Here is a 14,382-nt window from a genome sequence, read left to right as displayed (position 1 = left end):
CCCAAGATTTAAATCAGAAACATTTTTTTCGTACCATTACAATATGAAAGCAAATAAGCAAGTCTTTATCGAAGTCATTATTATTCCAGCAATGGGGTGATACGGACTTGCTATTGACTTAAAAAGGCCTGTATCCGACATGATACAGGCCTTTTTTATTTGCTATAAAATTAATTGAATATTGGAATTTTAATCAATCTAAAAAATTGAAATACAGATAGTTATGTTTATTATGTTTCCAGTGGATTTAAACAGTCAAGAACTGTTAAAAATCTAGGGCTTTTTAAACATATATCTTTGAATTACGGTATAAATTCAGAAGAATACTGTATTTGAATGAAATTTGACAATGGAATTGAACAAGTTTAGTAAAAAAGTAACACAAGACCCAACCTTGCCGGCCGCTCAGGCCATGCTGCACGCAATTGGACTAACAGACGAAGATTTACAAAAACCTTTAATCGGAATAGCGAGCACGGGTTACGAGGGCAACCCCTGCAATATGCATTTGAATGATTTGGCCCTCGATGTAAAGAAAGGAGTGGAGTCTTCCAATTTGGTCGGACTTATCTTTAATACCATTGGGGTCAGCGACGGAATTTCCAATGGAACCCCGGGAATGCGCTATTCCTTACCTTCCCGAGATATTATCGCGGATTCCATTGAAACCGTGATTCACGCCATGAGTTATGATGGTTTGGTCACTGTGGTAGGATGCGATAAAAATATGCCCGGTGCCCTAATGGCGCAACTGCGGTTGAACCGTCCGTCCATTTTGGTGTATGGCGGAACTATAGCACCAGGTTGCCATAACAATAAAAAACTCGATATCATCTCCGCTTTTGAGGCTTACGGACAAAAAGTGGCCGGAGCGATAGATGAAAAAGAATACAAAGAAGTCATTCACAAAGCGTGCCCGGGAGCCGGCGCCTGCGGGGGTATGTACACGGCGAACACTATGGCATCTGCCATTGAGGCCATGGGAATGTCTATGCCGTTCAACTCTTCCATTCCGGCGGTTAACGATAAAAAACAAGCAGATTGCGAAGCATCGGGAGCGGCACTGTATCATTTATTGAAAGAAGACATCAAACCAAGGGACATTGTAACCAAGAAAGCATTGGAAAATGCCTTTAGGTTGGTGACCGTGCTTGGAGGTTCTACCAATGCTGTACTTCACTTTATGGCCATAGCGCACGCCGCTGAGGTAGACTTTACCTTGGAAGACATCACAAGAATAAGTGAATCAACTCCATTGTTGGCCGATTTAAAACCAAGTGGAAAATATTTGATGGAAGACCTACACAAGGTGGGAGGGGTTCCTGCGGTATTGAAATATATGTTGAAGGAAGGTATGCTTCACGGCGATTGTATGACGGTCACTGGAAAAACCTTGGCAGAAAACCTATTGGATGCCCCGGATTTGGCCGAAGGGCAGGATATCATCAGAAAGAAAGAACAGCCTATTAAGGAAACGGGTCATATTCGTATATTATATGGAAACCTCGCTTCCGAAGGTGCCGTGGCCAAAATCACAGGGAAAGAAGGACTGGAATTCACGGGAACTGCCCGGGTTTTTGATAGCGAGGCCGAAGTTAACGAGGGAATCCACACAGGCAAGGTCCAAAAAGGTGACGTAGTGGTCATCCGGTACGAAGGGCCAAAAGGGGCTCCGGGAATGCCCGAAATGTTGAAACCCACTTCCGCCATTATGGGCGCAGGTCTTGGAAAGGATGTAGCCTTGATTACCGATGGCAGGTTCTCCGGTGGTTCCCACGGATTTGTGGTGGGCCACGTTTCCCCCGAAGCACAAGTAGGTGGGGGCATCGCCTTGGTGAAAAATGGCGATGAAATCACTATTGACGCCGTAAACAATACCATCAACATCAACATCTCGGACGAAGAGTTCGAACAACGAAGAAAAGAATGGAAGCAACCTGAACTTAAAATCAAGTCGGGAAGCTTGTACAAATACGCCAAAACGGTATCATCTGCAGCAAAAGGCTGTGTTACCGATTTGTTTTAACAATTATGATAGGGGTATCTCCCTAAATACAGGCTTATGGAGACATTGAAAGCACAAAAAAAAGATAGTAAAAGTCAAAAGTCAATCAGGATATCTGGTGCAGAAGCCATTATCCATTGTTTGCTCGCAGAAGGGGTCGATTTGATATATGGTTACCCGGGCGGTGCCATTATGCCCGTCTACGATGAACTTTACAAATTTCAAGATAAATTGACGCATATTCTGACGCGTCACGAGCAAGGTGCCACGCACGCCGCCCAAGGCTATGCAAGGGTTACCGGCAGAGTGGGGGTTGCCATGGCAACTTCAGGCCCTGGTGCGACCAATTTGGTGACCGGAATTGCCGATGCGCAGATAGATTCCACACCTATGGTCTGCATTACCGGACAGGTGACCAGAAGCCTTTTGGGTTCTGATGCGTTTCAAGAAACGGATATCGTGGGCATTTCCACGCCGGTGACCAAATGGAACTACCAGATTACCAAAGTAGAAGAGATTCCTGAGATTATGGCGAAGGCATTTTACATTGCCCGCTCGGGAAGACCGGGCCCCGTATTGGTGGACATAACCAAAAACGCCCAGTTTGATGAGCTTGATTTTGTATATGAAAAATGTACCGCGGTAAGAAGCTATACGCCAGCTCCCAAACCGGAGCCTAGTAGTCTTGAAAAAGCGGCCGAATTGATTAATAGTGCCAAAAAGCCATTTATTGTATTTGGTCAAGGGGTGATTTTGGGCGAAGCAGAAGCCGAACTCAAAGCCTTTGTTGAAAAAACCGGTATTCCTGCAGCTTGGACCATTCTAGGTCTTTCTGCCATGGATACCGACCATCCGTTGAATGTGGGTATGGTGGGCATGCATGGAAATTACGGTCCCAATATGTTGACCAACGAGTGCGACCTGCTCATTGCCATCGGGATGCGTTTCGACGACCGTGTTACAGGAGATTTGAACACCTACGCGAAGCAGGCCAAGATCATTCATTTTGAGATAGACCCTGCCGAGGTCAACAAAAATGTGAAAGTGGATGTGGCTGTTTTGGGCAATTCAAAGGAAACTTTAAGCCAGATATTGCCTTTGGTCAATAAAAATGAACATAAAGAATGGAAAGCCGAATTTGATAAAATGTATCAAATTGAATATGACACCTTGATCAACAACGATATTCATCCGACCAAAGAAGGCTTGACCATGGGCGAAGTAATCGAGCAGATCAATATGGCCTCTGGCCATGAAGCCGTGATTGTTTCTGATGTGGGTCAGCACCAAATGATTGCCTGTCGCTATGCCAAATTCAAAAAATCCAAGAGCAATATTACCTCTGGAGGCCTGGGAACCATGGGGTTTGGACTTCCAGCGGCCATTGGTGCCAAAATGGGCGCTATGGATCGCGAAGTGGTCGCTATTATCGGTGACGGCGGTTATCAAATGACCATTCAGGAGCTCGGTGTTATTTTTCAACATAACGTGCCTGTCAAAATCGTGGTATTGAACAACGATCACTTGGGAATGGTGCGCCAATGGCAAGAATTGTTCTTTGACAGACGCTATGCTTCTACGGTAATGACCAACCCGGATTTTGTGAAAATCGCTGAGGGGTATCATATCAAATCTAGAAGGGTATCCGAACGTGGCGACCTTCAAGAAGCGGTAAAAGAAATGATGGCCTCCAAGGACCCATACTTTTTGGAAGTGAAGGTGGAAAAAGAGGATAACGTATTCCCGATGATCCCATCAGGGGCATCCGTTTCAGATATCAGGTTGAAGTAAATGAATCAATCCATCATCATAGAAAAGCCCAAGCAATATCAAGATTTGCTTGAGAAGAGCAAAGAGATGGGATTCACCATGCCTTCCGATATTTATATTGGCACTTTGTTGAAGACCCTTGTAGCATCAAAACCGTCGGGTAAGTTTTTGGAATTGGGTACAGGCATTGGACTATCATTGTCCTGGTTGATTCAAGGAATGGATGAGGAATCAAAAATAAAAAGTGTGGACAATGATGCTGCGCTCATCGAAGTGGCAAAATTGTTTTTTGAAGACGAAGACAGATTGGAGCTTGTGTGTGATGATGGAGGGAAATGGCTGGAAGAATACAATGGCGATACTTTCGATTTGATTTTTGCAGATGCGTGGCCGGGAAAGTACAGTCATTTGGACAAAACCTTGGGATTGTTGAAAAAGGGCGGTTACTATGTAATCGACGATATGAAAAAACAGCCCAATTGGCCGGAAGGACATGAACAAAAGGCAAACCAATTGATCAAATCAATTGAAAAAAGAAAAGACATTACAATAACAAAGATGGACTGGTCCACAGGACTTATAGTCGCAGTAAAAAAATAAGAACAGCATGGGAAAACAATGGTATACCATCTCGGTGTATTCCGAAAATCATGTAGGATTGCTCAATAGGATATCAGGTATATTCTTAAAGCGACACATTAATATTGAAAGCTTAAATGTTTCAAAATCAGAGATTGAGGGGGTTTCAAAATTTACGATTGTGGTTTTTACGACCGAGGATTGGACACGCAAGATCGTGGGTCAAATTGAAAAGCAGATAGAGGTCATCAAGGCCTATTACCATACCGATGATGAAACCATTTATCAAGAATCGGCATTGTTCAAGATTGCTTCGCATTTGCTGTTCGATGAAAGACAGATTCAAAACATCATCAAAGAAAGCAATGCACAGATTGTAACCGTGAACCGTGATTTTTTTGCCTTGGCCAAAACAGGCCGTAGGCACGAAATAGACGAAATGCACGATGCGCTTTTGCCCTACGGAATCATGCAGTTTGTGCGTTCGGGCAGAATCGCAGTAACCAAGGCAGCAATGCCAATAAGCGAAATATTACAAGAATTTCAAGAAAACTAAATAGCGTAAAATCAAATATTAAAAATGGCAAATTACTTTAACACACTATCACTTCGCGAACAACTGACACAGTTGGGGAAATGTAGATTTATGGATTCCAGCGAGTTTGCTGATGGTGTTACCGCACTAAAAGGAAAAAAAATTGTAATTGTTGGGTGTGGCGCCCAAGGGTTGAACCAAGGACTGAACATGCGTGACTCCGGTTTGGATATCTCCTATGCCCTGCGTCCAGCTGCAATCAAGGAACAACGTCAATCCTACAAAAACGCAAAGGAAAATAACTTTACGGTGGGAACTTACGAGGAATTGATTCCAACCGCCGATTTGGTAATCAACCTTACTCCGGATAAGCAGCACACCAATGTGGTAAGCACGGTAATGCCATTGATGAAGCAAGGAGCAACATTGTCCTATTCCCATGGTTTCAACATCGTGGAAGAAGGAATGCAGGTTCGTGAAGACCTTACTGTGATTATGGTAGCTCCAAAAAGCCCTGGTTCCGAAGTGCGTGAAGAGTACAAAAGAGGGTTTGGTGTACCAACTTTGATTGCCGTTCACCCAGAAAACGACCCGGAAGGAAAGGGTTTGGAACAGGCCAAAGCCTACGCCGCAGGAACCGGAGGTGACAAGGCAGGAGTTCTTGAGTCATCATTTGTGGCGGAAGTAAAGTCAGATTTGATGGGAGAGCAGACCATTCTTTGTGGTTTGTTGCAAACAGGATCTATTCTTTCCTTCAACAAAATGGTCGAAAAAGGAGTGGATGAAGCCTACGCCTCCAAACTGATTCAATACGGATGGGAAACCATTACCGAAGGTTTGAAGCAGGGAGGTATTACCAATATGATGGACCGCTTGTCCAATCCAGCCAAGATCAAAGCCTTTGATTTGGCCGAAGAATTGAAAGTGATCATGCGTCCCTTGTTCCAAAAGCACATGGATGACATTATGAGCGGACATTTCTCCAAAACGATGATGGAAGACTGGGACAATGGGGATAAAAACCTATTGGACTGGAGAGCAGCCACGGGAGAAACCGCATTTGAAAAAACACCGGCAGGGGATATGGAAATCTCCGAGCAGGAATACTACGACAATGGCGTGTTGATGGTCGCCTTTGTGAAGTCTGGTGTGGAATTGGCCTACGAGACCATGACCGAGTCAGGGATTATCGGTGAGTCTGCCTATTATGAGTCATTGCACGAGACCCCATTGATCGCCAACACCATTGCAAGAAAGAAATTGTTCGAAATGAACCGTGTGATCTCCGATACGGCTGAATACGGCTGTTACTTGTTCGATCATGCTTGTAAGCCATTGTTGACCGACTTTATGAAAAAAGTGGACACGGACATCATCGGAAAACACTTTGGCGAAGGCAAAGATACCGGTGTGGACAACGTAAGGTTGATTGCTGTGAACAAAGCCATCCGCGAGCATGATGTAGAAGTTGTCGGTGCAAGATTGCGTGCATCCATGACCGCTATGAAGCCAATCGGATAACACAAAACCATTGGCCCCATGAGTGAAACTGTGGAAACCTATTTTCCGCAAATAGCGGATATTTATCAAGCAGCAAAGACCATTGCCCAAGTGGCAGAGGAAACACCCTTGCAGCAAAGTATCCGCTATTCCAAATCGCATGGGGCCAATATTCTTCTCAAAAGAGAAGATCTTCACAGGGTACGCAGCTACAAAATCCGTGGTGCGTACAACAAAATAAGTTCGTTGAGCCAAAAACAATTGGACAGCGGCGTGGTTTGCGCCAGTGCAGGAAACCACGCACAGGGGGTTGCCTTTGCCTGTAGTCATTTACAGGTGAAAGGAACCATTTATATGCCCGTGGTGACCCCAAAGCAGAAAATAGATCAGACCAAGATGTTCGGTGGCGAATGGGTCGATGTGGTCTTGGAGGGAGACACCTTTGACGACTCCAAAAAAGCCGCCCAAATATTTTGTGAGCAAGAGGGGAAAACCTTTGTACATCCGTTTGATGATGAAAAAACCATCGAGGGCCAAGCAACCGTTGGTTTGGAGATACTGCAACAATCCAACGAACCCATCGACTACGTTTTTGTGGCCGTTGGCGGTGGTGGATTGGCATCCGGATTGTGTGGCACGTTCCAAGCATTGTCCCCCAACACCAAAATAATAGGTGTGGAGCCCGAGGGAGCGCCATCTATGTTGAAGTCCATAGAGAAGGGTGAACTGGTGGAGTTGGAAAATATCGATAAGTTTATCGACGGAGCAGCCGTTCAAAAAGTTGGGTCGTTGACCTATCCCATTTGCAAAGCGCATTTGCACAAAATGATCACCGTTCCCGAAGGGAAAGTGTGCCAGACCATTTTGGATCTCTATAACAGAGATGCCATTGTGGTGGAGCCCGCAGGCGCCCTTACGATTGCGGCCTTGGACTATTTTAAGGAAGAAATCAAGGGCAAAAACGTCGTTTGTGTGGTAAGTGGTAGCAACAACGACATTACCCGTACGGCCGAAATCAAGGAAAGAGCCTTGTTGTATGCCCAATTGAAGCATTACTTTATAGTGAGGTTTCCGCAGCGTCCAGGAGCTTTGAAAGAGTTTGTAGTGGATATCTTGGGTCCCAACGACGACATTACCCATTTTGAATACTCCAAAAAATCGAGCAGGGAAAATGCCCCCGCCATTGTTGGAGTGGAACTAAAATCGCCCGACGATTTGGAACCTTTGATTCAACGGATGAAAGCGAACAATTTCTTTGGGGATTATCTCAACAACAAACCTGATTTGTTCCAGTATTTGGTGTGATGCCACCAACATTTTCAAGCATCGTTATTATAAAGTCTGGTTTTCAATCCATAAGAAGGCATTTGGCGTGGAACCAACAGCATTTTCAATGGATTTTGTGTTAGTTTTGTATGGATTGACGACCATTAATCAACACTAATCGCTTAAAAACAACAACTAATGGCAGCAACTAAGAGAGCTATACCTGAACAATATCAAATCACTGAAGAAATTCATCAAAAAACATATTTGGTCAACGGGGCACTGCGCAAATGGGAAGGCAGCACCACTCCTGTAATCTCCACGATTTCCTCCACCGAGGAATATGCCCCGACCACGTTGGGAAGCGTGCCCGATATGGGTGAACCCGAGGCAATGGATGCTTTGAACGCTGCTTTGGCCGCTTATGACAAAGGCCAGGGGCTTTGGCCCACGATGAAGGTAAAGGACCGTGTGGAATGTATGGAGACCTTTGTAAGGAAGATGGAGCAGAAACGCGAAGAAGTGGTAAAGCTTTTGATGTGGGAAATCGGTAAATCCAAGCCAGATTCGTACAAGGAGTTCGACCGTACCGTTGAGTATATTTACGACACCATCGAAGATTACAAAAAACTGGACCGTGACTGTGCCAAGTTTGAAAAACACGATGGCGTTTATGCCCACATACGTCGAGGTCCTTTGGGTGTTGTATTGTGTCTTGGCCCATACAATTACCCTTTAAATGAGACTTTTGCCTTATTGATTCCCGCCATCATTATGGGGAACACCACCATTTTTAAGCCCGCAAAGCACGGCGTTTTATTGATCACACCGCTTTTGGAGGCATTTCAGAGCAGTTTTCCCAAGGGAGTGGTCAATATACTTTTTGGTCGTGGAAGAGCCGTAGCGGCACCGATAATGAAAACAGGGAAGGTGGATGTGTTGGCCTTGATCGGGAACAGTGTTTCTGCCAATGCTTTGCAGGAACAGCACCCAAAAAGTAACCGATTGCGTTTAGTCTTGGGCTTGGAAGCAAAAAATCCGGCAATCGTACTGCCTGATGCCGAGTTGGATTTGACCATCAACGAGTGCATTTCGGGGACCTTGTCCTTTAACGGACAACGTTGCACTGCTTTAAAAGTGGTTTATGTCCACGATGAAGTGAAGGATGAATTCTTGAAACGCTTCGCGGAGAAGGTTGATGGATTGAAATTTGGCAACCCTTGGGATGATGGCGTCAACTTGACTCCGCTTCCCGAGCCCGACAAACCGGCATACATTCAAGAATTGTTGGATGATGCTTTGGCCAAGGGTGCCAAGATCATCAATAAAAAAGGAGGGAAGCATTTTGACAATTATATATGGCCGGCCGTGTTGTATCCTGTGACTAAGGATATGCGGGTGTATCAAGAAGAGCAGTTTGGTCCCATTATTCCAGTGCTTTCGTTCAAAGAGATCGAGGAGCCATTGGATGATATGGCAGAATCCAACTATGGTCAGCAAGTAAGCTTGTTCGGGAAAGATGTGTATACTTTGTCACCGCTGATCGACAGCTTGGCCAACTTGGTGTGTAGAGTGAACCTGAACAGTTCTTGCCAGCGTGGACCGGATGTGTACCCATTTACGGGAAGAAAGGACTCTGCGCAATCCACATTGAGCGTTCACGATGCATTGCGCTCATTCTCCATAAGAACTTTTGTGGCTTTTAAGGACAATGATTTGAACACCCAGACCGTGGAACAATTAATGGAAGCCAAAGTGAGCAATTTCTTGAGCACGGATTATATATTGTAGAAAAAAATGTCAGTTCGAGTTTTTTCCAAAGGAAAAAGTATCGAGAACGAGATTTAAAATGATGAAATTCTGATTCTCGATACCTTTTTCGTTTCACTCAAAGCACTCGAATTGACGAATTGCCATATGGTATAAAAGATTAAAATAAAAAGCCCCGAATTCGGGGCTTTCTTTTTGGTTTTTATGTGGGTCGATTAAATGTTTTCAGCCAACCAGTTCCCAACTTCGCTGGTCTTGTAAGCTTTTCCGGCATCGGCAAGATCTTCCGTCACCACACCTTCGGCCAGTGATTTGTTCACCACTTCGCGAATGGCTTCGGCTTCATCTCTAAGTCCAAAAGCAGTTTCGAACATCATTGCAGCGGACAAAACCGTCGCCAATGGATTGGCAATATCTTTTCCTGCTGCTTGTGGGTAAGAACCGTGAATGGGTTCGAACAAAGATGTCTTTTCCCCCAAAGAGGCGGAAGGCATCAATCCCATAGATCCTGAAATCACAGAAGCTTCATCTGTTAGAATATCGCCAAATAGGTTTTCTGTGATCAACACATCATAAGCGCTCGGCCATTGCACCAAACGCATGGCCACGGCATCCACAAATTCATAGGATACTTCCACTTCGGGATAGTCTTTTTCCAATTTCTGAACGGTTTCTCTCCACAAACGGGACGTTTCCAAAACGTTTGCTTTGTCCACACAGCATAGCTTTTTGGAACGCTGCATCGCCATTTCAAAACCTTTTTTGGCCAAACGCTCCACTTCGGCACGGGTATAGGTACAAGTGTCGTAAGCGGTGTTGTCGTTATCCTCACGGCCTCTTTTTCCGAAATAGATACCTCCCGTGAGTTCACGTAGAAAAACAAGGTCGGTACCTTCAATACGTTCTTTTTTCAAGGGTGACTTGTCAATCAAAGATGGAAAGGTGAAGGTTGGGCGCACATTGGCAAACAATCCCAACTTTTGACGCATTTTCAACAAACCTTGCTCTGGACGTACCTTGGCAGATGGGTCATTGTCAAACCGTGGGTGACCAATGGCACCAAAAAGAACGGCATCGGCGGCCACACAGGCTTCGTGGGTTTCATCTGGATATGGTTCGCCAACAGCATCAATCGCTGCAGCACCTGTAAGTGCAGGTGTCCAACTAATTTCGTGTCCGAACTTGGCAGCTACGGCATCGGATACTTTTACGGCTTGATCTATTACTTCTGGGCCAATTCCATCTCCGGCCAAGAGCGCTATGTTTAATTTCATTTCTTTTCGTTATTCGTTTATCGTTGTTGGTTGATAGTTTTTAGTATTAAACCAAGTTTAGCATTTTTTCGGTGGCTTTTATGGCGGATACCGTTTGGTCTGAATCCAGCCCGCGCGTGGTAAAATCCTTGTCCTTGGTCTGCCAAGTGATCAGGGTTTCACAAAGTGCGTCCGAGTTACTGCCTGGGGGTATACGAACGGCATAATCCACCAATTTTGGCAGTTCGCGCCCTTCTTTTTTATATACTTTTTTCAAGGCGTTGATAAAGGCATCGAATTGACCGTCCCCTTGGGCGTGTTCCTCATAGGTCTTCCCTTCAATTTCGATGGAAAGGGTAGTGGAGGGCTTCAATCCTTTGGAATGGGTCAGTACGTACGATTTTACAAATACCCTTTGCTGATGCAGTTTGTTGTCCAGCACATCGGAAATGATGTAAGGCAGATCGTCTTTGGTTACCCGTTCTTTTTTATCTCCAAGCTCAATGATGCGTTCGGTAACCTTTTTCAGTTCATCATCGTTCAAAGTCAATCCAAGCTCTTGAAGGTTCTTTTGGATATTGGCCTTTCCTGATGTTTTGCCCAGTGCATATTTACGTTTTCTACCAAATCTTTCAGGGAGCAAGTCATTAAAGTAAAGATTCTTTTTGCTATCTCCATCTGCATGTATTCCAGCGGTTTGGGTAAAAACATTGTCTCCGACGATAGGTTTGTTGTCAGGTATGCCGAAGCCTGTAAAGGCAGATACCAATTTACTAACTTTGTAAAGGGATGATTCCTTTACGCCAATCTTGATTTCCGGTAAAAAATCGTTGATTACTGCAACGGCACTTGCCAAAGGTGCGTTTCCCGCGCGTTCGCCCATCCCGTTCACGGTAAGGTGCAATCCGTGGACGCCGGCCTTTAAGGCTTCCATTACATTTGCCACGCTGAGATCGTAATCATTATGACCGTGGAAATCGAAATGGGTATTCGGATACCTTTCAATGATTTCTTTTAAAAAAGAACCTGTCTCAGTGTGTGTAAGAATCCCGAGGGTGTCCGGAAGCAGAATTCGTTTAATGGGTTGCTCGGTTAAAAAATCCAAAAACTGAAAAACATAGTCCTTGGAGCTGCGCATTCCATTGCTCCAATCCTCAAGATAAACGTTGGTGTCTATTCCGAGTTTATTTCCTTCCAAAACAACCTTTTCTATTTCCGTAAAGTGTTGTTCTGGAGTTTTTTTAAGCTGATGGGTTAAATGATTCAATGAACCCTTCGTGAGCAAGTTTTGTACCTTGGCACCAGCTTCTTGCATCCATTTTAGGGAGACACCATTGTCCACAAATGTGAGCACTTCTACTTTGGAAATATAACCTTCGGCGGCGGCCCAATCGGTAATGTTTTTAACTGCCTGCAGTTCTCCTTCGGAAACACGGGCCGAAGCCACCTCGATGCGATCTACCTTAAGTTCTTCCAATAAAAGTTTGGCCAAGGTGAGTTTTTCGGAAGCCGAAAAAGAAACCCCAGAGGTTTGTTCACCATCCCGTAGGGTGGTGTCCATAATTTCTATGGTGCGTGTTTTCATTATTTGTGCCGTGGTGTTCCGAACAATGGATTATAAAGGTGTGTTTTCGGCGTATTTTTCTATATCCTCTTGGATGTTCAACAAATAGTCGATGTCATCAAAGCCATTGAGCATATTGCCTTTTTTATAATCGTTGATGTCGAAGCTTTCACTTTCACCGGTTGCCAGAATGGTAATCTTCTGTTCAGGCAGGTTGATTTCCAACTCCGTTTTTGGGTCGGCTTCAATCGCCTTAAAGATTTTGTCCAAAAATTCTGGGCTCACTTGAACAGGAAGCACACCGATGTTCAGACAGTTGCCCCTAAAAATATCCGCAAAAAAACTGGAAACCACACAACGGAATCCGTAGTCGTAAACCGCCCAAGCTGCGTGTTCTCTTGAAGAACCGGAACCAAAGTTTTTTCCGCCTACCAAAATCTTTCCGGAATAGATGGGGTTGTTCAGTACAAATTGCTCCTTTGGCGTTCCGTCTGAATTGTATCTCCAGTCACGGAACAAATTGTCGCCAAACCCTTTACGCTCCGTTGCTTTTAGGAATCGAGCAGGAATTATCTGGTCGGTATCCACATTTTCGATGGGTAATGGTACCGCTGAACTGGTTAGTATGTTGAATTTATCGTAAGCCATTATTTTTTCAATTATCAGTTATCAATGTTCAATTAACAATGAATTGCTAATTGCTTATTGTGCATTGTTTATTGTTAAGCTAAAACTTCTTCGTGCATCAATTCCCTTGGGTCGGTTACTTTACCTGTAACGGCAGCTGCAGCGGCCACCAATGGACTGGCCAATAGGGTACGCGCACCTGGGCCTTGTCTTCCCTCAAAGTTTCTGTTGGAAGTACTTACCGCATATTTTCCGGCCGGGATTTTATCATCGTTCATCGCCAAGCAAGCAGAGCATCCAGGCTCTCTCAGTTCAAAACCAGCTTCGGTCAAAATATCCAGGATACCTTCTTCCTTGATGGCCTCTTCCACTTTGTGCGAGCCGGGAACCAGCCACGCGGTTACGTTATCGGCCTTTTTTCTTCCTTTTATGATGGAGGCAAAAGCTCTAAAATCTTCAATCCTGCCATTGGTACAACTTCCCAGGAACACAAAATCGATAGGCTTGCCCACCATAGGCTCTCCTTCGTTGTAGTCCATATACTCCAAGGATTTTTTGTACGTCGCAACGGCACCATCAATGGTTTCGGCCAAGGGAATGGTATTACTGATTCCAATGCCCATACCTGGGTTGGTACCAAAAGTGATCATAGGTTCGATTTCGCTCGCATCAAAAGTGACCTCTTTGTCAAATTCAGCATCTCCATCAGAATAAAGCGTGCTCCAATATTCCATCGCAGCATCCCAATCCTTGCCTTTTGGGGTATATTCTCTTCCCTTGATGTAGTCGAATGTCTTCTCGTCTGGAGCGATCATACCACCACGGGCACCCATTTCAATACTCAGGTTACAAACCGTCATACGGCCTTCCATCGACATATTTTTGAAAACATCTCCAGCATATTCCACAAAATATCCGGTTGCACCGGAGGTGGACAGTTTGGAAATGATGAAAAGCGCCACATCTTTGGGAGTGACGGCCTCGCTCAATTCTCCAGTAACATTGATGCGCATACTTTTGGGCTTGGGCTGCATAATGCATTGGGTGGACAGCACCATTTCCACTTCACTGGTTCCGATGCCAAATGCGATGGCACCAAAGGCTCCGTGGGTTGATGTGTGCGAATCGCCACAAACTATAGTGGCCCCAGGGACGGTTATTCCGTTTTCCGGGCCAATTACGTGCACAATGCCGTTTTTCCTATGTCCAAGTCCCCAATACGGTATGTTGTGGGCGTTGGCGTTTTCCTCCAAAGCCTTTAATTGATTGGCGGACAAAGGGTCCTTAACGGGCAAGTGCTGGTTTCTCGTAGGGGTATTGTGGTCTGCGGTCGCAAAAGTGCGCTCCGGATACAATACTTTTATGCCTCTGTTCTTTAATCCTAAAAAAGCTACGGGACTCGTTACTTCGTGGACCAAATGCCTGTCAATAAAGAGTACATCCGGACCATTCTCGATATGCTTCACCACGTGGGAATCCCAAACTTTATCAAAAAGTGTCTTGCTCATTGTGT

The 14,382-nt window shown here is 44.9% G+C and carries 11 protein-coding genes; 7 read left to right on the top strand and 4 right to left on the bottom strand.

The features are described from left to right. Positions 1-349: 349 nt before the first annotated feature. The 7 genes from ilvD (at position 350) to GVT53_RS08145 (ending at position 9,446) form a co-directional block, all read left to right on the top strand. A complete protein-coding gene (gene ilvD / locus GVT53_RS08175; RefSeq protein WP_166248191.1) occupies positions 350-2,026 on the top strand; it encodes a dihydroxy-acid dehydratase in 1,677 nt (558 codons plus the stop codon). A gap of 36 nt (positions 2,027-2,062) precedes the next feature. Further along, positions 2,063-3,796 carry a biosynthetic-type acetolactate synthase large subunit gene (gene ilvB, locus GVT53_RS08170; RefSeq protein WP_166248190.1) on the top strand — a complete coding sequence of 578 codons (1,734 nt, stop codon included), beginning with the start codon at positions 2,063-2,065 and terminating at the stop codon, positions 3,794-3,796. After that, on the top strand, positions 3,797-4,375 hold the full coding sequence (locus GVT53_RS08165; protein ID WP_166248189.1) for an O-methyltransferase: 579 nt from the start codon (positions 3,797-3,799) through the stop codon (positions 4,373-4,375). Positions 4,376-4,382: 7 nt separating this feature from the next. Continuing rightward, on the top strand, positions 4,383-4,910 hold the full coding sequence (ilvN, locus tag GVT53_RS08160; protein ID WP_166248188.1) for an acetolactate synthase small subunit: 528 nt from the start codon (positions 4,383-4,385) through the stop codon (positions 4,908-4,910). A 24-nt stretch (positions 4,911-4,934) separates the two neighbouring features. Beyond that, positions 4,935-6,410, top strand: a complete 1,476-nt coding sequence (gene ilvC / locus GVT53_RS08155) for a ketol-acid reductoisomerase (protein WP_166248187.1) — start codon at positions 4,935-4,937, stop codon at positions 6,408-6,410. Between the two features lie 18 nt (positions 6,411-6,428). Then, on the top strand, positions 6,429-7,694 hold the full coding sequence (ilvA, locus tag GVT53_RS08150; RefSeq protein ID WP_166248186.1) for a threonine ammonia-lyase: 1,266 nt from the start codon (positions 6,429-6,431) through the stop codon (positions 7,692-7,694). A gap of 159 nt (positions 7,695-7,853) precedes the next feature. After that, complete coding sequence (locus GVT53_RS08145) at positions 7,854-9,446, top strand: NADP-dependent glyceraldehyde-3-phosphate dehydrogenase (RefSeq protein ID WP_166248185.1); 1,593 nt, start codon at positions 7,854-7,856, stop codon at positions 9,444-9,446. Between the two features lie 194 nt (positions 9,447-9,640). On the opposite strand, the gene leuB is transcribed toward GVT53_RS08145, so the two are convergent. The 4 genes from leuB to leuC form a co-directional block, all read right to left on the bottom strand. Then, the gene (gene leuB, locus GVT53_RS08140) at positions 9,641-10,699 is read right to left on the bottom strand and encodes a 3-isopropylmalate dehydrogenase (RefSeq protein ID WP_166248184.1); all 1,059 of its coding nucleotides are present in this window, start codon (positions 10,697-10,699) and stop codon (positions 9,641-9,643) included. Positions 10,700-10,745: 46 nt separating this feature from the next. Beyond that, positions 10,746-12,263, bottom strand: coding sequence for an alpha-isopropylmalate synthase regulatory domain-containing protein (locus GVT53_RS08135; protein ID WP_166248183.1), 1,518 nt, complete (start codon positions 12,261-12,263; stop codon positions 10,746-10,748). A gap of 30 nt (positions 12,264-12,293) precedes the next feature. Further along, on the bottom strand, positions 12,294-12,890 hold the full coding sequence (gene leuD / locus GVT53_RS08130; protein WP_166248182.1) for a 3-isopropylmalate dehydratase small subunit: 597 nt from the start codon (positions 12,888-12,890) through the stop codon (positions 12,294-12,296). A 74-nt stretch (positions 12,891-12,964) separates the two neighbouring features. Continuing rightward, positions 12,965-14,377, bottom strand: coding sequence for a 3-isopropylmalate dehydratase large subunit (gene leuC, locus GVT53_RS08125; protein ID WP_166248181.1), 1,413 nt, complete (start codon positions 14,375-14,377; stop codon positions 12,965-12,967). Positions 14,378-14,382 lie beyond the last annotated feature (5 nt).

The sequence above is a fragment of the Flagellimonas oceani genome (assembly GCF_011068285.1).
Taxonomy (GTDB): domain Bacteria; phylum Bacteroidota; class Bacteroidia; order Flavobacteriales; family Flavobacteriaceae; genus Flagellimonas; species Flagellimonas oceani.
The sequence above is the reverse complement of the archived record's forward strand: the minus strand, read 5'-3'. Positions and strand labels throughout refer to the sequence as shown.

Bases quoted from the DNA above. Each gene is read 5' to 3' on its own strand.
- ilvB (WP_166248190.1), top strand. From the start codon at position 2,063: ATGGAGACATTGAAAGCACAAAAAAAAGATAGTAAAAGTCAAAAGTCA.
- GVT53_RS08165 (WP_166248189.1), top strand. From the start codon at position 3,797: ATGAATCAATCCATCATCATAGAAAAGCCCAAGCAATATCAAGATTTG.
- leuC (WP_166248181.1), bottom strand. From the start codon at position 14,377: ATGAGCAAGACACTTTTTGATAAAGTTTGGGATTCCCACGTGGTGAAG.
- GVT53_RS08145 (WP_166248185.1), top strand. From the start codon at position 7,854: ATGGCAGCAACTAAGAGAGCTATACCTGAACAATATCAAATCACTGAA.
- ilvD (WP_166248191.1), top strand. From the start codon at position 350: ATGGAATTGAACAAGTTTAGTAAAAAAGTAACACAAGACCCAACCTTG.
- ilvA (WP_166248186.1), top strand. From the start codon at position 6,429: ATGAGTGAAACTGTGGAAACCTATTTTCCGCAAATAGCGGATATTTAT.
- ilvN (WP_166248188.1), top strand. From the start codon at position 4,383: ATGGGAAAACAATGGTATACCATCTCGGTGTATTCCGAAAATCATGTA.
- leuD (WP_166248182.1), bottom strand. From the start codon at position 12,890: ATGGCTTACGATAAATTCAACATACTAACCAGTTCAGCGGTACCATTA.
- leuB (WP_166248184.1), bottom strand. From the start codon at position 10,699: ATGAAATTAAACATAGCGCTCTTGGCCGGAGATGGAATTGGCCCAGAA.
- ilvC (WP_166248187.1), top strand. From the start codon at position 4,935: ATGGCAAATTACTTTAACACACTATCACTTCGCGAACAACTGACACAG.
- GVT53_RS08135 (WP_166248183.1), bottom strand. From the start codon at position 12,263: ATGAAAACACGCACCATAGAAATTATGGACACCACCCTACGGGATGGT.